General features: G+C 71.1%; 19 protein-coding genes. 10 read left to right on the top strand and 9 right to left on the bottom strand.

Going from position 1 to position 19004, the window contains the following annotated elements; translation table 11 throughout:
- Positions 1–4: 4 nt before the first annotated feature.
- Positions 5–751 (bottom strand): SDR family NAD(P)-dependent oxidoreductase, encoded by a 747-nt coding sequence (locus ACFYO2_RS06635; protein WP_388344953.1) that lies wholly within the window; start codon positions 749–751, stop codon positions 5–7.
- A gap of 41 nt (positions 752–792) precedes the next feature.
- Positions 793–2190 carry a DUF6421 family protein gene (locus tag ACFYO2_RS06640; RefSeq protein ID WP_388344956.1) on the bottom strand — a complete coding sequence of 466 codons (1398 nt, stop codon included), beginning with the start codon at positions 2188–2190 and terminating at the stop codon, positions 793–795.
- A gap of 285 nt (positions 2191–2475) precedes the next feature.
- Here ACFYO2_RS06640 and ACFYO2_RS06645 point away from each other — a divergent pair, with 285 nt between their 5' ends.
- Positions 2476–3159 carry a glycerophosphodiester phosphodiesterase gene (locus tag ACFYO2_RS06645; RefSeq protein ID WP_388344959.1) on the top strand — a complete coding sequence of 228 codons (684 nt, stop codon included), beginning with the start codon at positions 2476–2478 and terminating at the stop codon, positions 3157–3159.
- Between the two features lie 33 nt (positions 3160–3192).
- Here the strand turns inward: ACFYO2_RS06645 and ACFYO2_RS06650 are convergent, their stop codons facing one another.
- Positions 3193–3723, bottom strand: coding sequence for a GNAT family N-acetyltransferase (locus ACFYO2_RS06650; protein ID WP_388344961.1), 531 nt, complete (start codon positions 3721–3723; stop codon positions 3193–3195).
- Positions 3724–3794: 71 nt separating this feature from the next.
- On the opposite strand from ACFYO2_RS06650, the gene ACFYO2_RS06655 reads away from it, so the two are divergent.
- Positions 3795–4187: a VOC family protein gene (locus ACFYO2_RS06655; RefSeq protein ID WP_388344964.1), complete on the top strand. Its 393-nt coding sequence runs from the start codon at positions 3795–3797 to the stop codon at positions 4185–4187.
- A gap of 2 nt (positions 4188–4189) precedes the next feature.
- On the opposite strand, the gene ACFYO2_RS06660 is transcribed toward ACFYO2_RS06655, so the two are convergent.
- Positions 4190–5104: a GNAT family N-acetyltransferase gene (locus tag ACFYO2_RS06660; RefSeq protein ID WP_388344966.1), complete on the bottom strand. Its 915-nt coding sequence runs from the start codon at positions 5102–5104 to the stop codon at positions 4190–4192.
- 215 nt (positions 5105–5319) lie between these two features.
- Between ACFYO2_RS06660 and ACFYO2_RS06665 the strand changes: the two genes are divergently transcribed.
- Positions 5320–6372, top strand: a complete 1053-nt coding sequence (locus ACFYO2_RS06665; protein WP_388344969.1) for an aldo/keto reductase — start codon at positions 5320–5322, stop codon at positions 6370–6372.
- Here ACFYO2_RS06665 and ACFYO2_RS06670 read toward each other — a convergent pair.
- From ACFYO2_RS06670 to ACFYO2_RS06680, 3 genes are all read right to left on the bottom strand, one after another.
- Entirely contained in the window at positions 6369–8936 is a 2568-nt protein-coding gene (locus ACFYO2_RS06670) for a cellulosome protein (protein ID WP_388344971.1), read from the bottom strand. The genes ACFYO2_RS06665 and ACFYO2_RS06670 overlap by 4 nt on opposite strands.
- Before the next feature lie 136 nt (positions 8937–9072).
- Complete coding sequence (locus tag ACFYO2_RS06675) at positions 9073–9615, bottom strand: MarR family winged helix-turn-helix transcriptional regulator (protein ID WP_388344974.1); 543 nt, start codon at positions 9613–9615, stop codon at positions 9073–9075.
- On the bottom strand, positions 9612–11294 hold the full coding sequence (locus ACFYO2_RS06680) for an FUSC family protein (RefSeq protein WP_388344976.1): 1683 nt from the start codon (positions 11292–11294) through the stop codon (positions 9612–9614). Before ACFYO2_RS06680 ends, ACFYO2_RS06675 begins: the two co-directional genes overlap by 4 nt.
- Before the next feature lie 163 nt (positions 11295–11457).
- Between ACFYO2_RS06680 and ACFYO2_RS06685 the strand changes: the two genes are divergently transcribed.
- The 6 genes from ACFYO2_RS06685 (at position 11458) to ACFYO2_RS06710 (ending at position 15923) form a co-directional block, all read left to right on the top strand.
- The gene (locus ACFYO2_RS06685; protein ID WP_388344979.1) at positions 11458–12000 is read left to right on the top strand and encodes a DUF5134 domain-containing protein; all 543 of its coding nucleotides are present in this window, start codon (positions 11458–11460) and stop codon (positions 11998–12000) included.
- 113 nt (positions 12001–12113) lie between these two features.
- Positions 12114–13049 (top strand): M56 family metallopeptidase, encoded by a 936-nt coding sequence (locus tag ACFYO2_RS06690; RefSeq protein ID WP_388344982.1) that lies wholly within the window; start codon positions 12114–12116, stop codon positions 13047–13049.
- Between the two features lie 100 nt (positions 13050–13149).
- A complete protein-coding gene (locus ACFYO2_RS06695) occupies positions 13150–13821 on the top strand; it encodes a phosphatase PAP2 family protein (RefSeq protein WP_388344984.1) in 672 nt (223 codons plus the stop codon).
- Positions 13818–14333: a hypothetical protein gene (locus ACFYO2_RS06700; protein ID WP_388344986.1), complete on the top strand. Its 516-nt coding sequence runs from the start codon at positions 13818–13820 to the stop codon at positions 14331–14333. Before ACFYO2_RS06695 ends, ACFYO2_RS06700 begins: the two co-directional genes overlap by 4 nt.
- A gap of 10 nt (positions 14334–14343) precedes the next feature.
- Positions 14344–15036, top strand: coding sequence for an HAD family hydrolase (locus ACFYO2_RS06705; RefSeq protein ID WP_388344989.1), 693 nt, complete (start codon positions 14344–14346; stop codon positions 15034–15036).
- Positions 15037–15224: 188 nt separating this feature from the next.
- Positions 15225–15923, top strand: a complete 699-nt coding sequence (locus ACFYO2_RS06710; protein WP_388344992.1) for a TetR/AcrR family transcriptional regulator — start codon at positions 15225–15227, stop codon at positions 15921–15923.
- A gap of 59 nt (positions 15924–15982) precedes the next feature.
- On the opposite strand, the gene ACFYO2_RS06715 is transcribed toward ACFYO2_RS06710, so the two are convergent.
- Positions 15983–17485: an LVIVD repeat-containing protein gene (locus ACFYO2_RS06715; RefSeq protein WP_388344995.1), complete on the bottom strand. Its 1503-nt coding sequence runs from the start codon at positions 17483–17485 to the stop codon at positions 15983–15985.
- A 193-nt stretch (positions 17486–17678) separates the two neighbouring features.
- Between ACFYO2_RS06715 and ACFYO2_RS06720 the strand changes: the two genes are divergently transcribed.
- Entirely contained in the window at positions 17679–18335 is a 657-nt protein-coding gene (locus ACFYO2_RS06720) for a DUF305 domain-containing protein (protein WP_388344998.1), read from the top strand.
- Between the two features lie 63 nt (positions 18336–18398).
- On the opposite strand, the gene ACFYO2_RS06725 is transcribed toward ACFYO2_RS06720, so the two are convergent.
- The gene (locus ACFYO2_RS06725; protein ID WP_388345000.1) at positions 18399–18863 is read right to left on the bottom strand and encodes a DUF6214 family protein; all 465 of its coding nucleotides are present in this window, start codon (positions 18861–18863) and stop codon (positions 18399–18401) included.
- Positions 18864–19004 lie beyond the last annotated feature (141 nt).

Raw genomic sequence — 19004 nt, forward strand, 5'->3', positions numbered from 1 at the left:
CGGGTCACGGCTTCTCGGTCAGCCACAGACGCCTTCCGTTCACTTCTGCGGCGGGCTTCTCCCAGACCCCGACGATCTCCTCAGCCAGGTCCTTGACGTCGGTGAAGCCCGCGAACTTCGCGTTGGGGCGCTCGGCGCGCATCGCCTCGTGCACCAACGCCTTCACCACCAGGATGGCAGCGGCGGACGTCGGCCCGGCGGCGCCCCCGGCCTTGCGGAAGGCGTCGGCCAGCGCGAGCGTCCAGGCCTCGGCGGCGGCCTTCGCGGCGGCGTACGCGGCGTTGCCCGCGCTGGGCTTCGTGGCTCCCGCCGCGCTGATGAGCAGGTACCGCCCGCGCTCGCTGCGCTGCAGACCGTCGAAGAATGCCAGCGAGGTGTGCTGCACGGTGCGGATGAGCAGCAGTTCCAGGAAGTCCCAGTCGTCCAGGCTGGTCTTGACGAACGTCTCGCTGCCGCGCCAGCCGCCCACGAGGTGGACCAGGCCGTCGATCCGGCCGAACTCCTTCTCGGTACGGGTGGCCCAGTCACGGGTCGAGTCCAGGTCGAGAAGGTCGACGGACTCGCCGGTGACCATGGCACCGCCGGCGCTGTAGCGGGCCGCGTCCACGGCCTCCGCCAGCCGCTCGGGATCGTTGTCCGCGCCGACGACGGTCGCCCCCGCCTCGGCGAGCCTGAGAAGTGCGGCCCGCCCCGCGGGTCCGCCCGCGCCGGCCACCGCGATCACCGCACCGCTGAGAGCCCCGTTCCCCATGATCTTCGCCTCCTGAGCAGTGTTCTTGGTAGGCCGGTCGCTCACGCGGCGACCCGTTCGGCGCTCTGAGCCGTGATGCCCTTGGTGGAGGCGATCACGCTCTTCAGCTTCTTGGAGAGTGCCTCATAGAACATGCTCAGGGGAAACTCGTCCGGAAGCACGTCATCGACGAGTTTCCGCGGCGGCTGGCTCAGGTCGAGGGCATCGGGGCCCTTGGCCCACTTGGAGCCGGGGTGCGGGGCGAGATAGGTGGCGACCAGCTCGTATCCGGCGAACCAGTGCACGAGTTTCGGCCGGTCGATGCCGTCGCGGTAGAGCTTCTCGATGTCGGCGCACAGCTGGTTGGTGACCTGCGGGGCGCGCTGCCAGTCGATGAACAGCTTGTTGTCGGTCCAGCGGACGACATCGTGCTTGTGCAGGTAGGCGAAGAGCAGCTGACCGCCGAGGCCGTCGTAGTTGCGCACGCGCTCGCCGGTGACCGGGAAGCGGAACATACGGTCGAACAGCACCGCGTACTGCACGTCACGCGCCTGCGGGACGCCGTCCGCCTCCAGCTTCACGGCCTCCTTGAAGGCGGTGAGGTCGCAGCGCAGCTCCTCGAGGCCGTACATCCAGAACGGCTGGCGCTGCTTGATCATGAACGGGTCGAAGGGCAGGTCGCCGTGGCTGTGGGTGCGGTCGTGGACCATGTCCCACAGCACGAAGGCCTCCTCGCAGCGCTGCTGGTCGTGGACCATCGCGGCGACGTCCTCGGGCAGCTCCAGGCCCAGGATGTCGACGGCGGCCTCGGTGACGCGGCGGAAGCGGGCGGCCTCGCGGTCGCAGAAGATGCCGCCCCAGCTGAACCGCTCAGGGGCCTCGCGCACGGCGATGGTCTCCGGGAAGAGGACCGCCGAGTTGGTGTCGTAGCCGGTCGTGAAGTCCTCGAACTTGATGCCGCAGAACAGCGGGTTGTCGTAGCGGGTGCGCTCCAGCTCGGCCAGCCAGTCCGGCCAGACCATGCGCAGAACGACCGCTTCGAGGTTGCGGTCCGGGTTGCCGTTCTGCGTGTACATCGGGAAGACGACCAGGTGCTGGAGGCCGTCCGCGCGGTTCGCGGCAGGCTGGAAGGCCAGCAGCGAATCGAGGAAGTCCGGCACCCGCAAGCCGCCCTCGGCCCAGCGGTACAGGTCTTTCACGAGGGCCTGGTGGTACGCGGCGTCGTGCGGCAGCAGCGGGGACAGCTCCTCGACCGCGCGGACGACACGCCGTACGGCGCCTTCGGCGTCCGCCAGGTCGGGAGCACCTTCGGCGTCGAAGTCGATCGATCCGTCCTTGGACTGCCATGGCCGGATCTGCTCCACCGCATCCTTGAGCACGGGCCACGCCGGATGCTCCACCACCCTGGCCGCGGGAGGAACCTGGCCCTCCGAACCCACCTGCACAAGAATTTCCGTCATGTCCCATCCTCCACGGGAGAACCTCACGTCAGGACACCGTATGCACAGGAGGTTTCTCCCAGCAAGTGGACCTTCGAGAAATTATACTGCTCGTCCCCATGGTCACAGGATTTTTTCCTGCCGGACTTGTGAACTGCGATCGCTTCCGCTTCGTACACCCGCTCCCGTCGCAGGCGCGGGTTCATCGCGGGGCCGGGCCGTTAGGCTGCGGACTGCCCGCGCGACCGTCCGCCCCGGCCGCGCGCGGTTGCCCCACCGCCACCCCCGACGGAAGCGAGTCGCATCTTGAACTTCCTCACCATCGGTCACCGCGGAGTCATGGGTGTCGAGCCCGAGAACACCCTCCGTTCCTTCGTCGCCGCCGAGCAGGCGGGCCTGGACGTCATCGAACTCGATCTGCACCTGAGCAAGGACGGCGCCCTCGTCGTGATGCACGACTCCGACGTGGACCGTACGACCGACGGCACCGGCCCGGTCGCCGAGCAGACCCTCGACGAGTTGCGCGCCCTGGACGCGGGCAACGGCGAGCGGGTCCCGGTGTTCGAAGAGGTGCTGGACGGCCTGCACGCGCCGTTGCAGGCCGAGATCAAGGACGTGGCGGCCGCGCGTGCGCTGGCGGAGGTCATGCACCGCCGGGACCTGGCCGCGCGCGTGGAGGTGTCCTCGTTCCACGACGAGGCGATCGCCGAGATCGCCCGGCTGGTGCCCGGCGTGCGGACCGCGCTCATCGCCAGCCGGTTCGGACCGGAGATCGTGGACCGCGCGGTCGCGGCCGGTGCCGGGACCGTCTGCCTGAACATCCGCCGGCTCACCCTGGAGGTCGTGGAGGACGCCCGCAAGGCCGACCTGAAGATCATCGGCTGGGTGGTGAACACGCAGGAGCACCTGCGGCTCGTACGGGCCCTGGAGCTGGACGGCGCAACCACCGACTACCCGGAGATCAAACGCACCGGCCGCTTCACGGCGTGACCGTGACCGGGCCGACGATGACCGGCGTGACGATTATGCGAGTTCCTTGACCAGCAGCTCGAACTGCAGGTCGTCGCGCTGCGGAATCCCGAAGCGCTCGTCGCCGTACGGGAAGGGGGTCATCTTTCCCGTACGGCGGTAGCCGCGGCGCTCGTACCAGGCGATGAGGTCGTCGCGTACGGAGATCACGGTCATGTGCATCTCCGTGACGCCCCAGGTCTCGCGGACGATCCGCTCCGCCTCGGCGATGATCACCTTGCCGAGGCCTCCGCCCTGGAGCGCAGGGCTGACCGCGAACATCCCGAAGTAGGCGTGCACACCCCGGTGTTCGAGCTGGCAGCAGGCGACGACCCGTCCCTCGCGCTCGACGACGACGAGCCGGCTGTCGGGCGACTTGATGACCTCCAGCACGCCCTCCGGATCCGTCCGCTGCCCTTCGAGGATGTCCGCCTCGGTGGTCCACCCGGTGCGGCTGTCGTCCCCGCGATAGGCCGACTGGATCAACGCGACGACGGCGTCCACGTCGGCGTCGGTGGCATCGCGGAAGGTCAGGGCGGTTTCCATGGTCGACTCTCCGGTTCTCGCGCGGCTCGGGCACCGATGAGAGTAACCGCCTGCCACTAGGCTCCGGATGCATGGTGCATGTACTGAGCGGCCGTACCTTGCTCCGGCCCACGGATCCGGAACGGTCCCGTGTCTTCTACGGCGAGCAGCTCGGGCTCGCCGTCCACCGCGAGTTCGGTACGGGGCCGGAGCGCGGGACCGTCTACTTCCTCGGGGGCGGCTTCCTGGAGCTCTCCGGGCGGTCGGAGGTGCCCCCGTCCCCGGCCGTCCGGCTGTGGCTTCAGGTCGAGGACGTGGCCGCCGCGCACGCCGAACTGCGGGCGAAGGGGGTCGAGATCGTGCGGCCGCCGGTGCAGGAGCCGTGGGGGCTGGTCGAGATGTGGATCACGGATCCGGACGGGACGCGGATCGTGCTGGTGGAGGTGCCGGCGGACCATCCGCTGCGGTACCGGCCCGGGATCTGAGATCAGCGGGGGCGGTGCTCCCAGCGGCGGTCGGTGCGGGTCAGTTCCCGGAAGCCCGCCGAGGTCAGGTGGTCGATCGCGGTCCGGTCGGTGGCCGATGCATAGGCGAGAAGCCGGTCCACGTCGCACAGGCGCAGCCAGTCGGCGGCCTGGGCGAGGAGCCAGTGCTCCAGCCCCTGGCCGTGGTGCGCCGGGTCGACGTGCAGGTTTCCGATGTCGGCGAGGCCCGCGGCCCGGGTGTGGCGTTCCGGGCGGGCCAGGGCCGTGTCGGTCTCGATGAAGCCGAGGGCGTGTCCGTCGGCGTACGCCGTGAAGCGGGTGCCGCACTCCCCCAGTGTGCGCTCGACCGTGACGTCCGGGCGGGGCTTGAGCGCCGGGAGCTCGGCCACCCGTGCGATCAGGATGACCTCCGTGTCCCCGAGGTGCCGGAAGTCCGCGCGCTCGTAGACGGCGCGGACGTGCGGCCAGTTCCGGGGCAGGCCGTAGACGACCGGGGCGGGGAGCGCGCCGTCGGCGTAGCGCACGCGGACGTGCCAGCGGGCGAGCTGTGCCAGGCAGGCCGACATCAGCAGGTCGGCGGCCTGGGCGGAGTCGGGCCGGAACGAGGCCGGCGGATGGCAGACGAACCAGTCGATCTCACCCGCGTCCCGGTAGTCGGCGCCCACCTCGGCATCGGCGCGGTAACGCAGCAGATGGGCCGCGGCGACGACATGGCCGCGCTGCTCGGCGACGAGCGTGATCCGCCGGTCCACCCACGGATCGGTGATGAACTCGCCGGGCTGTCGCTCCAGGTCGCTCAGGACGGTGTTCACGGAGACGGAGACGCCGGGGACGACGGCGGCGACATGGGCGTTGATCAGTTCGGTGAGCTGCTCGCGGTCGTCGCGGCGGAAGGAGCGCACCGTGGGCGCGGACATGCGTGACCTCCAGGTCAAAACGGTGGGGGTGGAGGCCGCCATGCGGTGCGGTACGGCGACGAGGATACGCCGGGCGCGGCCGACGGACCAGAGCGCGCCCTGCCGGGCCGCGGGCCCCGAAGGGCCGGCAAGGGGGACGAGGCCTGACGCGCGCTTGCGTTGAAGTGCGCTCCAACTCCTAGCGTCGTACGCACCACCTGCCTGAAGGGGAATGCGTGCGTTACACACTGTTCGGCAAGACCGGCCTGCGCGTGAGCGAGTTGAGCCTGGGGGCCATGACCGTCGGTGACGACCTGGGGTGGGGTGCCGACAAGAAGACCAGCGCGAGGATCCTGGACGCCTACGCGGACGCCGGCGGCAACTTCGTCGACACGGCGAACATCTACACGGGCGGCACGTCGGAACGGATCCTCGGGGAACTGCTCGAAGGGCGGCGCGACGAGTTCGTCCTGGCCAGCAAGTACACCTGCGGGATCCGCGAGGGGGATGTCAACGCCGCGGGCAACCATCGCAAGAACCTGGTGCAGTCGGTGGAGGCGAGCCTGAAGCGGCTGCGGACCGAACGGCTCGACGTGTTGTGGGTGCACGCCCGGGACAACTTCACGCCGGTCGAGGAGGTCATGCGGGCGCTCGACGACCTCGTCCGGACCGGGAAGGTGCTGTACGTCGGCGTCTCGGACTGGCCCGCCTGGGAGATCGCGCAGGCCAACACCCTCGCGGACCTGCGGGGTTGGACCGCTTTCGCGGGTTCTCAGCTGCGCTACAACCTGCTGGATCGGACGCCGGAGCGCGAACTGCTGCCGCAGGCGCGCGCGTTCGACCTCGCCGTACTCGCCTGGGCGCCGCTGGCGGCCGGGAAGCTCACCGGCAAGTACCGCAGGGGCGAGTCGGGGCGGCTGGACCTCCGGGACGACAAGCCGACCTCGCGGGAGGAGGACGTCATCACCGCCGTTCTGGACATCGCCGAGCAGGGCGGCTGGAGCCCCGCCCAGGTGGCGCTGGCCTGGCTCCTCGGCCGCCCCGGCAACGTGGTGCCGATCATCGCCGCCACCAAGGAGAGCCAGCTCGCCGACAACCTCGGCTGTGTCGACGTCCGGCTCGACGCCGATGCCGTCGCCCGTCTCGACGAGGTGAGCACCGTATCGCTCGGGTTTCCGCACGACTTCGTACGGGAACCCGCGATCACCCGCACCATCTACGGCGACCGCTGGCCCGAGATCGACGACCGGCGCTCGACCTATCGCCGCACCGCCACCGAGGTCCTCTAGAACAGCGGAGTCACGGTGACCTGGTCGACGACGGGTGCGTGGGCGGAACGCTGACCGTACTGGTTGCGCGACTCGCCCCCGAAGTCGGGGAGTTCGTCGGCGGTGAAGGTGACCGTGTTGGTGCCCTGTTTCAGGGTGACGGGGACCGAGAGGTTCCAGAAGTTGTTGAAGTGGAAGGTGGTGGGGAACAGGACGCGGCGCGGGGCGGCTCCGTTGACGGAGAGGTCCGCGTGGCGGCAGACGGGGTCCGGGTTGTAGTGCGTGGCGGGCGCCTGCTCGCCGTTGGCGTAACGGATGGTCAGCGCGTGGCGTCCGGCGCGGTCCGCCGTCACCGTCAGCGTGAGCGCGTTGTCGGGTCCGCCGCCGATGCCGTCCACCGCCTTGCCGCCGCTGGCGTACGCGTATCCGGTCACCTTCGCGGTGCCGGTCAGGGCGCCCTCCTCGGCCGGGTGGGCCGTGGTGGGCAGCAGGCCGCGGGACGGGCCGACGCGCAGCCGGTCCACGATCAGGAGTTCCGAGGTCCCGGTGACGGTCAGCTTGTTGACGCCTCCGGACAGGAAGAGCGGTACGGCGCCCCGCTGGACGCGGCCGACGTCCTCGCCGTTGACCGCGAGCAGGCCCTCCCCGGGGCCGAGGACGTCGACGCTCACGCTCGCCTCGCCGTCGTCGGCCGCGTGCACCCAGAAGGTGACGGTGCCCCGGCGCGGGAGTACGGCGGCGCCGGGCCCCGAGGCCCCGCGGTGCGCGTGGCTGACGACCGCTCCGCCGCCCAGGGCCGCGTACTCGGCCTCGTACAGGGCGGTGCCGTCCTCGTCGCGAAGGGTGAGGTCCAGCTTGTCGACGACCGCGTCGCCCTTCGTGACGCCGAGGTCCGGGTCCTGCGCGGCGAGCGTGATGCGGTGCTCGCCGGCGGTCAGCTCGACCCGGGTGTCGGTGTGGCCCCACACCGCCCACTTGTAGCCGAGCGGCAGCCGCAGTTCGCGCGCTGCCTGGCTGTCCACGCGCAGGAAGACGTTGGTGGGGCCGAAGTCCCGTACCAGGTCGGCCTGGTTGTAGGAGTTGGCGAACACGCTCAGGTCGTACGTCCCGTCCTGCGGGACCTCGACGTCGAAGGCGAGCACGCCGTCGGAACCGGTGCGCAGACCGCCCACGTGATAGCCGCCCGAGGTGGCGAACTTGTCCACGTCGGCCGGGGATCCCTCGGGCCCGTTCTTCGAGTGGCCGCCGCCCGTGTAGGTCGCGTCCTCGGCCTCGTAGGTCCGCCGCCACCGGATCGAGGGGGGCAGCAAGGCGGCCCCGTGGCCGCCGGGCGAGAGGACGGCCTGGTAGGCGGACATCGCGTCGAGGTCGCTCACCGGCAGGGTCACCCGTCCGTCCACGACGGGCAGTTCCTCGTCCCGCAGCCGCGACGGCTGGGCGCAGGCGCCGACCTGCCCCGTCCAGGGGATCTCGTGGAGCCGTAGGTGTGCGGTCGTGCCGAAGACGTCCGGGTCGACGCCCTCGAAGACGAGGTCCGCGGCGCCGCCCGCGCCGCCGAACAGCACGCGGGCCTGCCGCTTGTCCCTGTCCAGGGTGGCGACGCCCTGGAGGGTGTACTGCACGTTGGGGTGCGGGGCGTCGACCCGGACGGTGTTGCCGGTCAGCTGCCCGTAGGCGTTGAACAGCCACCACTGGCCGTTGGCCTTGTTCGCCTCCACCGCCGAGTCGTTGAGGTTGCCGGCGATGTTCCAGTACGCCAGGTCGGCATCGACCTTCGACTCCTCGATGGCGGAGATCCACTGCACCATCTGGCCGGGGACGGAGACGTGGTAGTTGTGCGCGTACTCGTTGAGGTTGACGGGCAGCGGCCCGATGCCCAGCTCCCGCTCCATCTCCCGGTACTCGGCGACGTTCGTGCGGACCTCGGCCGGTGACGACAGCTCGTGCCAGGTGATCACGTCGGGCAGCACGTCGTGCGCCTTGGCGAACTCCAGGAAGTCTCTGACCTCGGGGTACAGGACGCAGGTGTTGGGGCCGGCGATGCGGGCGTCGGGGTCGAGGCCCTTGATGAGGTGGTACGCCTCCTTCCACGCCGCGAAGTAGTGCCGCGGATCGGTGCGCCAGGAGACCCTGTCGTAGCTCCACTCCCCCTCGCCGAACATGTTGCCCTCTGGTTCGTTGAACGGGACGTACACGACATGGGACTTCTCCGGGCCCAGCGTCAGGACGTGCTCCACCTGGCGTCGGACGATCTCCAGGAATCCGGCCAGCCGTTCCTCGCCGTCGGTGCCGGGCCACTCGTACGGGAAGCCGCGGTAGAAGTCGGGCAGGTAGACGTACACGTCCTTGCCGCCCGCCGCGACGAAGGGCGGCAGGATCTCCAGGGCGTCGCCGCCGGGGTGCTGGATGCCGTCCTGGGCCTTGGTGGTGACCGTACGGACGTACATGCCCTCGACGAGGGTGCGGCTGGGCACGCCGTCGCCGTACAGGCCGTAGAGGGTTCCGCTCGCGCCGCCGTGGAAGGGGCCGGTCTCGGTACCGAGGTCCACGGTGAGCGTGTCGGGGGCGGGGGGCTCGGCAGTCACGGCACCATCCTTCGTCCGGCATTTCGTACGCCGATCGATGATCCGAACCGGCCTGGTCGAACGTAGGAACCAGGCACCCGTCCCGTCAATGGCCCGCCGGCCTCCGAAAATTCCGAAACCGGAGCGCGGGAAGAGATCAGGGGCGCAGCACGCCGAGGAGCCCCTCCAGTCGGCCCAGCAACCCCGAGAGCAGCACGGCCAGTTCGTCCTGCTCCGCCTCGCCCATGCCGGACAGCACGGCGGTCTCGTACGCGAGCTGCTCGGGCAGGATGCCGTCGACCAGGTCGCGGCCGGCGTCTGTGAGGCGGACGTGGGCGACGCGGCGGTCGCGGTCGTCGCCGCGTCGCTCGACCAGGCCGCGTTCGGTCAGGGACTTGAGGCGTTTGGTGACGGCGGCGCCGGAGGAGAAGGTCTCGCGGGACAGTTCGCCGGGAGTGAGCTCGTGTCCGGTGCGACGCAGCGCGCCGAGCAGGTCGAACTCGGGGCGACTGAGCCCGGCCCGGCGCAGCGGGGCGTCCTCGGCCTGCTGGAGGAGGGCGGCGGAGCGGTTGATGCGGCCGATGATCTCCATGGGGCCGGTGTCGAGGTCGGGGTGGACGGTCTGCCACTGGCGGACAACCGCGGCGACGGTGTCGCTCCTGGTCGCTCGGGGGGCGTCCGCTCCGTTGGTCGCCGTCATGGCCGTACGTCCTCCGTCGTGTTGTCCGTGTGCCGGTCCAGGCGGTGCAGTCCCTGGCGCCGTGCCGTCGCGGCGAGCGTACGGTGTCCGGCCTGCTCGGCGAGCACGACCCTCTCGTGCGGCAGGGCCCGCTGCCACCATTCGCCGGACGCGGCCTCGGCGGTGGCGCGCAGGTCGACCAGGGCGGCGGCGAGGGCACGGCGGGCGGACTCCAGGGCCGCGGGCTCGGGGTGCGGCTCGGCCAGGGCACGGGCGGCGCGCTCGCGGGAGCGCTCGACGGCGGTCAGTGCGTGCTCGACGCCGGTGGCCGCACGCCGGTTGGTGACGGCGACGGCCGCGACGAAGCCGACCAGGGCGCCGACGACGGTGTCCACGATCCGCTCGGTGATCAGCCGGCCGGGCTGCTGGTGGCCGGCGAACTCGGTGATGAGCAGGGCCATCGGGGTCACGCAGACGCTGCCCAGCCAGTAGTTGCGGCTGATCAGGGCCTCTGCGCCGAAGTTGAAGGCGAGGCAGCACAGGACCAGGGCCGCCGGGCCGAGGTGGGCCAGCGGGGCCACGGCGGCGAAGAGGAGGACGCCGACGAGGTTGCCGACGACCCGCTGGACGCCCCGGCTCCAGGTGAGGGTGAGATTGGCCTGGTAGAGGGAGGCGGCCGTGACGAGGGCCCAGTAGGGGCGGCCGACGCCGAGGGCGAGGGAGGCGTAGCCGGCGAGGGCGCAGCCGAGGGCGGTGCGGACGGCGAGGGGGGTCAGCGGTCCGAGTCGGCTCCACCACGGACGGGCCGGGGCGGCGAGTTCGGCGTCCACGCCGAGGAGTTCGTCGGTGTCGGCGGGCAGCGGGTCGGCCTGCGGCAGCGGGCCGGTGCCGCGCAGTGCGCGGGCCCAGGTGCGCAGTCGCTCCGGGTCGGTGTCCGAAGGGGCGGCGAGCGCGATCTCGGCGCGTACGACGAGCCTCTCGAGGGCGCGCCGGGTGCCCGTGGGGGCGCCGGCGGACAGCAGCGACTGCCAGGCGGCCTGCACGGCGGCGGCCGCGGCGGCACGGGCCTTCGCGTGCCCGTCGCCGGTGCCGTGCGTGGCGGCGTGGTCGGCCGCCGCGTTCAGCGCGTGTGCGGTGGCGCGGCGCTCCGGGCCGTGCGGGCGCAGCAGGCCGGGCGCCATGCCGATCAGCCAGGCCCAGAGGCCCGCCGCGGCGGCCAGCGCCAGGTGGGCAGGGATCTGACCGAGGGACTGGGGCGCGAACAGGGCGGCGGTGCTGATGAAGGTGAGGACGACGTTGCCCGGCGGTCCGATCCGGGTGGCGTCGCACAGCACCTTCTGCACAGCGGCCAGGACGGCGCCGACGGCCACCAGGACGACGGCACTGGAGGTGAGGGAGGCCGCGAGCAGGGCGACGGCGAGGCCGCCGATCATGCCGAGGACGACCCAGGCCAGGGCGCGGGCCCGGGCGGCGTAGGGGCGGTTGTGGGCGTAGAGCGCGCACAGGGATCCGGCCATCGTGTACATCGCCAGGTCGAGCCGGCCGAGGGCCAGCAGGATCAGGTTGGGCGGAGCGACCGCGACGACCACGCTCAGGGCGGGCTTGAACCAGATGTCGGCCGGCCGGCCCAGACGCAGCACGCCGGCGAGCGGGAAGCGTCGGGCGGGTGGGGCGTCGGGGGTGAGGGTCGCACGGCTCATACCCACAAGCTTAACAGGTGTTTTACCTGTAAAACGTAGTGCCTCACCTGCCGTGCTCCGTGGAATGCCCCCCGTGTACACCCTTGCGCTCGCTTGCGCGCCGCATGACCAGGGCATCCCTTGACCGACCGTCGAGCACCGACCGTCGAGCGGGGAGGTGAGCGTGCACGGACCGGCTTCGCCCGCCTGGCTGCTGGTGGCGCTGTGTGCGGCGACCGGGGCGTACTGCCTGCTGCGGATGCGCAGCAGTGTCGAGGAACAGCGCCGGGCCGCGGGCGGCGAGGCGCTGATGGGCTTCGGCATGGCGGCGATGGCCGTGCCCGCCGCGGCGTTCACACCCCCGTCCTGGGCCTGGCCCGGCTACGCGGTGGTGTTCGGCGCGGCCGCGCTGCGCGCCCTGTGGGCGGCCCGGGCGGGCATCCACCATCTGCACCACCTGGTGGGGGCCTCGGCCATGGTCTACATGGCGGTGGTCATGTCCGCCTCCCCCGGACACCACGCCGCACCCGGCGGCGCCGGGATCCCGCTGCTGACGGGGACGCTGCTGCTCTACTTCACCGGGTACGTGCTGCTGTCCGGCCTGCGCCTGGTGCCCGTCACCGCCGGTGGCGGCGGGGCCGGACGGTGGGGCGACCGGCCGGAGCTGGCGCGGGCGTGCCGGCTGTCCATGGGAATCGGGATGGTGGCGATGCTGCTGACGCTCTGACGCGGGTGGCGCTCCGGCGCCGGTCGCGCGGAACGTCGTACGCAACCGTTGCCTGCGTCACTTCCCGTGGCAGGCCGTACCTGTGAGTGGCACGGCCCTCATAGGCTGCGCTCATGATGCTCCCCGCGGCACTGTTGCTGCTCGGCGCCGTGACCGCCGTCGTCGCGCCCCGGCTGCTGGTCCGGGCCGACTGGGCGGACCGCGAACCGGTGCTGGCGCTGTGGGTGTGGCAGTGCGTGGTGGCGGCCGTACTGCTGTGCTGCGCGCTGTCGATGACGCTCAGCGCGGCGACCGCCTGGCAGGCGGTGCGCGGCCAGGTCTTCGCCCCGGCACCGAGCGTCGTCATGGAGGCGTACACACTCGGTACGGCCGAGCCCTGGGCCGCGGCGACGGCGGTGGCGCTCGCCTGCGGCGGGGTGTGGAGCGCGGCGATGCTGGTCCGCGAAGTCGTACGGGCGCGTGCGCGCCGTCGGCTGCGCCGTGCCGAACTCCTGGTCCGCGCCCCGCTGTTGCCCGGCGAGGAGGCCGCCGGCAGTCGCCTCGTGGTCCTCGAAGGTGAGCGGCCCGACGCCTGGTGGCTGCCGAGCCCGGCGCCCCGGCTCGTCATCACCACGGCCGCGCTGCGCCGCCTGAAGGACCGGCAGCTGGACGCCCTCGTCGCCCACGAGGAGGGGCACGCGCAGGCTCGGCACGACTGGCTGCTGCACTGCTCGGCAGCGCTGGCAGGCGGGTTCCCGCAGGTGCCGGTGTTCGCCGCGTTCCGGGACGAGATGCACCGACTGGTGGAACTCGCCGCCGACGACATGGCCTCCCGGCGCTTCGGCCGGCTCACCACCGCTCTCGCCCTGGTCGGGCTCAACGAGGACCGGGGCGTGTTCGGCCCCTGCCCGACCCCGCAGGCCCATGTACCGCAGCGGGTCCACCGGCTGCTCGCACCCCCGGACCGGCTCACTCCGGCCCGCCGGCTGCGCCTGACGGCAGCGGCCACCCTTGTGCCGATCGTGCCGGTGCTGGTGGCATTCGTGCCCGGGTTGCGGGCACTGGGCTGAGCGAGCCCGAGGGGGTCGCTCAGCCGAGGCCGAGAGCCGCTGGACGGTTTGTGGGATGCGGGATTGGCTTACCGCGCCACGGTTCGGCGAGGATCGCAGCATGCACACCCCGCACGTCGACTCCCCGCCCCGCCCGCCGACGCACCGCAGCGCCGCCCGAGCCGCGGGCCTCCTCGCGCTGTGCTCCGCCCTGCTGATCGCCCTGGTCGCCACCAAGTGGCACCCCCTGTTCACCCTGGACGGCGACATCGCCCGCACCACCCACAGCTGGGCCGTGGACGACCCGGACACCACCCAGGCGTTCCGCATCCTGACGGACTGGATCTGGGACCCGTGGACGATGCGCATCCTGTGCGCGGTCGTGGTCGTGTGGCTGGTGTGGCGGCATTCCGCCTGGTGGACGGCAGGATGGCTGGCGGTGACCACCGCGCTTGGCACGCTGCTGCAGCAGTCCCTCAAGGCCGCGGTCGGGCGCCCGCGGCCCACCTGGCCCGACCCCGTCGACTCCGCCCACTACGCAGCCTTCCCCTCCGGCCACGCCCTGACCGCCACGGTCGTGTGCGGCCTCCTCCTGTGGCTGCTGCACCATCACGGCGCCGACCGCCTCCTGTGGCGTACGGCCCTGACCGTGGCCGTGCTCTCCGTCGTCGGCGTCGGCCTGACCCGCGTGTGGCTGGGCGTCCACTGGCCCTCCGACGTGATCGGCGGCTGGCTGCTGGGCGCGATGCTCGTGGCCCTGGCGGTGACCGTCCACCGGCGGCTGCGCCCATGAACCCGCCCCCGCGCGGCTACCGCTACATCGGCCCGCCCGAGCTGAGGTCGACGGTACGGCCGGACACCGCGGGCCGAATCATCCGCTCCGCCGAGGATCTCGCCGCCTGGCTGTCCGGGCGCGGGACGGCCGAGAGCGCGGAGCCGTTCACCTTCGTCGTCGCCCTCGACGGCTTCCTGCGGCTCGCGCCCCGCAGAAGCGAACACGTGGCGTGCGCGGGCGGCGGCGACGTCCTGGCCGCGGGCGAGCTCGGGTTCCACCGCGACTACGGGTCCTGGATGGTCCGCGAGGTCAGCAACCAGTCCACCGGCTACTGCCCGGACCGCGATTCGTGGCACGCCGTCGCCCGTGCCCTGGACCTCGCGGGCATCGGCCATCCCGGCCGTTTCACGCACGAGGTCGTGTTCCGGCGGTGTGAGCGGTGCCGGGAGTGCTCCGTGGTACGCGAGGGCGACTTCGTCCGCGTGTTCTGCGGCATCGGCCTTCCCTGGGCGTGGAACGTCGCCCCCTAAGATCACTCCCATGGCTGCCGTGTTGTTCGACTTCTCCGGAACGCTCTTCCGTATCGAGTCCACCGAGTCGTGGCTGCGATCCGTCCTGGCCGAGACCGGACCCTCCCTCGACGAGCCCGAGTTCCGTCAGGTCGCGCAGGCCCTGGACCGGGTCGGCGCGCTGCCTGGCGGCACGCACCCCATCGAACGGATCCCCGACGAGCTCGCCCACGTCTGGGAGATCCGCGACAAGAGCGCCGAGCTGCACCGGGCCGCCTACACCGGCGTCGCCCGCCAAGTACCGCTGCCCGACCCCGCGCTGTACGACGCGCTGTACGACCGGCACATGACCCCGGCAGCCTGGGCGCCGTACCCCGACGCCGCCGAGGTGCTGCGGGCACTGCGCGAACGCGGGATCGGCGTCGGCGTGGTCAGCAACATCGGCTGGGATCTGCGCCCGGTGTTCCGCGAGCACGGCCTCGACCCCTACGTCGACACGTACGTCCTGTCGTACGAACACGGCATCCAAAAGCCCGACCCCCGGCTGTTCGCGACCGCCTGCGCCGCACTCGGCGTCGAGCCGCGGGACGCCCTGATGGTCGGCGACGACCGGCGGGCGGACGGCGGCGCGGCGGCCCTGGGGTGCGGGGTGCACTTCGTGGACCACCTGCCAGTGACCGAGCGGCCGGACGGGCTGCGGCCGGTGCTGAACCTGGTGGTCTGACTCGGCATCCGAAGCGTTGGGAACCGGGCTCGAAGTTGCCCGAGGCCACCATCGGGAAATGCTCGACCGTCCTGGACGATCCCCCGCGTCGCCCAGGACGGCGGCAAACCCCGACCAGGCCATTGCAGGGGCCGGACCGGACGCGTTGAGTATAGTTGGCTGATAGCCAGTCAACGCAGGAGTACAGCATGTCCCCGCGCAGCGCCTCGGTCAATGAAGAGCTGCGCCGGCGTTCCCGGGAGCGGCTTCTGCAGGCGGCGGTCGAGCTGGTCGGCGAGCGCGGGTACGAGGCGACGACACTCGGCGACATCGCGGACAGAGCCGGCTCGGCACGCGGTCTGGTGTCGTACTACTTCCCCGGCAAGCGCAGGCTCGTGCAGTCGGCCGTACACCGTCTGATGCACCGCACTCTGGAGGAGGCGCTGGAGCGCGAGCCGCGTACCGAGGACGGTCGGGAGCGGATGGCGCGGGCCATCGACGCGATCCTGGGCCTGGCCCGGGACCAGCCCGTGCTGATGCGCCAGCACATGGCCGGCATCCTGCAGGCCGAGGGCTTCGTGCAGTGCCCGGAGCAGCAGCGCCTGTCCCAGCTGCTGCGGGACACCGTCGCCCGCCAGGGCTCCGAGGACGTCGACGCGGACTACGCCATGCTGCGCGCCCTGCTGATGGGCGCGGTCTTCGCGGCCCTGGTGCCCGGCGTGCCGATGGCCGTGCCGGTGCTGCGGGCCGAGCTGTTCAAGCGGTACCGGCTCGACTGGGAGCTGGGGGTCCCGCCGGACACCGAGGCGGCGTCCGACGGAACGTGCGGCAGGGACCTGTCACGGTTCTTCGCCACCGGGGCCGCACCGGATCACGGCCCCGAGCCCCGTACGACTCAGTCGAAGTAGTCCGGCTAGTCGAAGTAGTCCGGCTAGTCGAAGTAGTCCGGCTAGTCGAAGTAGTCCGGCTAGTCGAAGTAGTCCGGCTGCGTCTGGACGTTGAGTTCGCCCAGGCGGACCCGCTTCGCCGGGTCGGTGCGGCGGTCGTTGAGCTTCAGGACGTCGAAGCCCTTGGCGATGTCGTTGGAGTAGATGTAGCCGTTGTAGTAGTACGCCGACCAGGGACCGGCCGTAGTGAGCCGCTCGGTGTTCACCGGGCCCCGCTCGAAGTAGGCGATCTCCTTCGGGTGGGCGGAGTCGGTGAAGTCCCAGACGGAGACGCCGCCCTGGTACCAGGCCTGGACCATGATGTCCTTGCCCTTGACCGGGATCAGCGAGCCGTTGTGGGCCACGCAGACCTCGACGGCCGCCTGGTGGCGGGGGATCTTGAAGTAGCTGCGGAAGACGAGCTTGCGGGCGTCGCCCTTGCCGACGATGTCGTAGACGCCGTCGGCACCCTTGTTCGGGCCGATCTCCGCATTGCAGGTGGCCGCGCCGCCGCCGCCCAACTCGTCGGTGAAGACGACCTTGTTGGCCTTCTGGTTGAAGGTCGCCGAGTGCCAGAACGCGAAGTTCACGTTGTCCTGCACCCGGTCGATGACCTTAGGGTTCTCCGGATCCTTGATGGAGAAGAGGATGCCGTCGCCCATGCAGGCGCCCGCGGCCAGGTCCTTCGAGGGCAGCACGGTGATGTCGTGGCAGCCGGTGGTCTTGGAGACGCCCGGGTTGGTGGGCGCGCCGGGGTTGCCGCCGCCGTCCGGGCCCTCACCCGGGAAGAGCACCGGGAAGCCGACGACCGCCGCCTTCTCGGGCGCGTTGCGGGGCACCTTGATGACGGAGATGCCGTCGTGCGGCGGCTGGCAGTCCGGGTAGGTGGCGTTCGGCGAGTACGAGGAGACGTAGACGTATACGTTCTTCCGGTCGGGCACCAGCGTGTGGGTGTGCGAACCGCAGGCGGTCTCGACGGCGGCAACGTACTTCGGATTCGCCTTGTCGCTGATGTCGAAGACCTTCATGCCCTCCCACGACGACTTCTCGGTCGCGGGCTGCGTGGTGCTGTTGCAACTGCTGTCGCTGCGCGAGGAGTCGGTCGACAGGAAGAGCAGGTTGCCGGAGACCGAGATGTCGTTCTGCGAGCCCGGGCACAGGACCTGCGAGACGGTCCTGGGCGCCTTCGGGTTGCTGATGTCGAAGATGCGGAAGCCGTCGTAGTTGCCGGAGAAGGCGTACTTCCCCTGGAAAGCCAGGTCCGAATTCGTGCCGGGCAGGACGTCCTTGGGGACGTTGACGAGGTGTTCGATGTTGGCGGAGTGGACGATCTCGTCCTGGCCCGGTATCTCGCCCTCGGCGATCGCCGCGCGGACCTCGGCCTCGTCGCTCCTGGACACCTCCTCACTCGCGGCCGGAGCGTCCCCCGGATCGGGGGTCGCGGCCGCCGGGCCGGCCGTCAGCAACGCTGCCAGGAGGCCCACCGCGGTGGCGGCAACTCCCAGGCGTCTGTAACGCGTTCGGGGTTCTGTTAACAGGATCACTGTTTCCTCCCTAGGTGCCGTTCGTGGGGGAACGGATCACGCACCACCGAAGTATCGTCTTCACCATGCACATATCAACAGGGGGCAACGAAGACGTAATGAAGGTTTTTGATCAGTCACGCGCCCAGGCGTGCTAGGACGGTCTTCGACACTCACGAGGTGTCCCCCAACCCGCCTGCCACAGGAGGTCGTTGTGCCCTTCCGTCGCGCGTACCGCGCACCCCTCGCCGCGGCCTCGCTGGCCGCCCTTGCCGCACTCGGCCTCGGGGGCTGCGACTCCGGATCGGGCGCCAAGTCGGCCACGGCGACCGGGCCTTCGGTGCTGGTGCCCGGCAAGCCCGGAGAGGCGAACCGGACGATGTCCGCCGAGGACGCGGCGCAGCAGCGCACCGACGACGACACCCCCAACTCGGCCGACATCGCCTACGCGCGGATGATGATCGAACACCACACACAGGCCCTGGAGATGACCGAACTGGTCCCGGACCGCGCCGCGTCCTCGAAGCTCGAGAAGCTGGCCGAGCGGATCAGCGCCGCCCAGGGACCGGAGATCGAGAGCATGCGGGCCTGGCTGTCGGAACACGGCGAGGACGAGAAGGGCGACGGCCACGAGCACGCGTCGATGCCCGGCATGGCGACCGAGGCCCAGCTGAAAAAGCTGAGCGCGACGAAGGGCAAGGCGTTCGACCAGCTCTTCCTCACCCTGATGATCACGCATCACGAGGGCGCGATCACGATGGCCACGGATGTGAAGGCACAGGGCAACAACATCCGGATCGAGGAGATGGCCGACGACGTGGTGGCCCAGCAGACCAGCGAGATCACGCGGATGCGGGACATGTCCGCCTAGCTGGTCACCGCCCGACGGATCTGGTCACCGCTCGATGTACCTGGTCACCGCCCGACGACCCGCTCAGCGCCGTGCGTGACGCGATGTCAGGTAACCCGCGTCACGCGCCTGGGAGATCAGGCGCAGCGACTTGCGGCGACTGTGCCCGGTCGCGCACATCACCGCGAGCACGGGGTCGACGCCCTCCTCCTGGGCCGCCCGGTACTCCTGCGCGACGAGCCACCGCCCCTCGATGCCGCGCGGCCACGCGGGGCGGGCGCGGCGCGGCCCGGCCCCCTCGGGTTCGGGCCCGAGTCCGAGCCCCGAGACCTCGGCGAGCGGGTCCTCGAGCCAGTCCGCGAGCACGGCCAGGTCGTCCAGGGACAGCGCCGGCTGGGCCCGGACGTCCTCCAGGGAGACACACCCCTCGGCCACCACGGCGAGCGCGTCGACCCGGGCGCCGTCGCCGAACTCCAGCCGGACGTCGAACCATGCCGTCGTCACAGCGCCCTCGCCCTCCCGCACCTCCCACGCGGGCCGCACGGACACGGTGCCGTCCGTCGGACAGCGATCGGAAAGATTAAGAAAGGATGCTTCTAGCACACACGGAACGTAACCGCATGATCACATTCCATACGAACGGACACGCGTGCCCGTCCGGCGCACAACACCCTGTCAGCGGAGCGCCGA

Origin of the sequence: Streptomyces sp. NPDC006602, from assembly GCF_042870385.1 — a bacterium.
Lineage (GTDB): Bacteria > Actinomycetota > Actinomycetes > Streptomycetales > Streptomycetaceae > Streptomyces.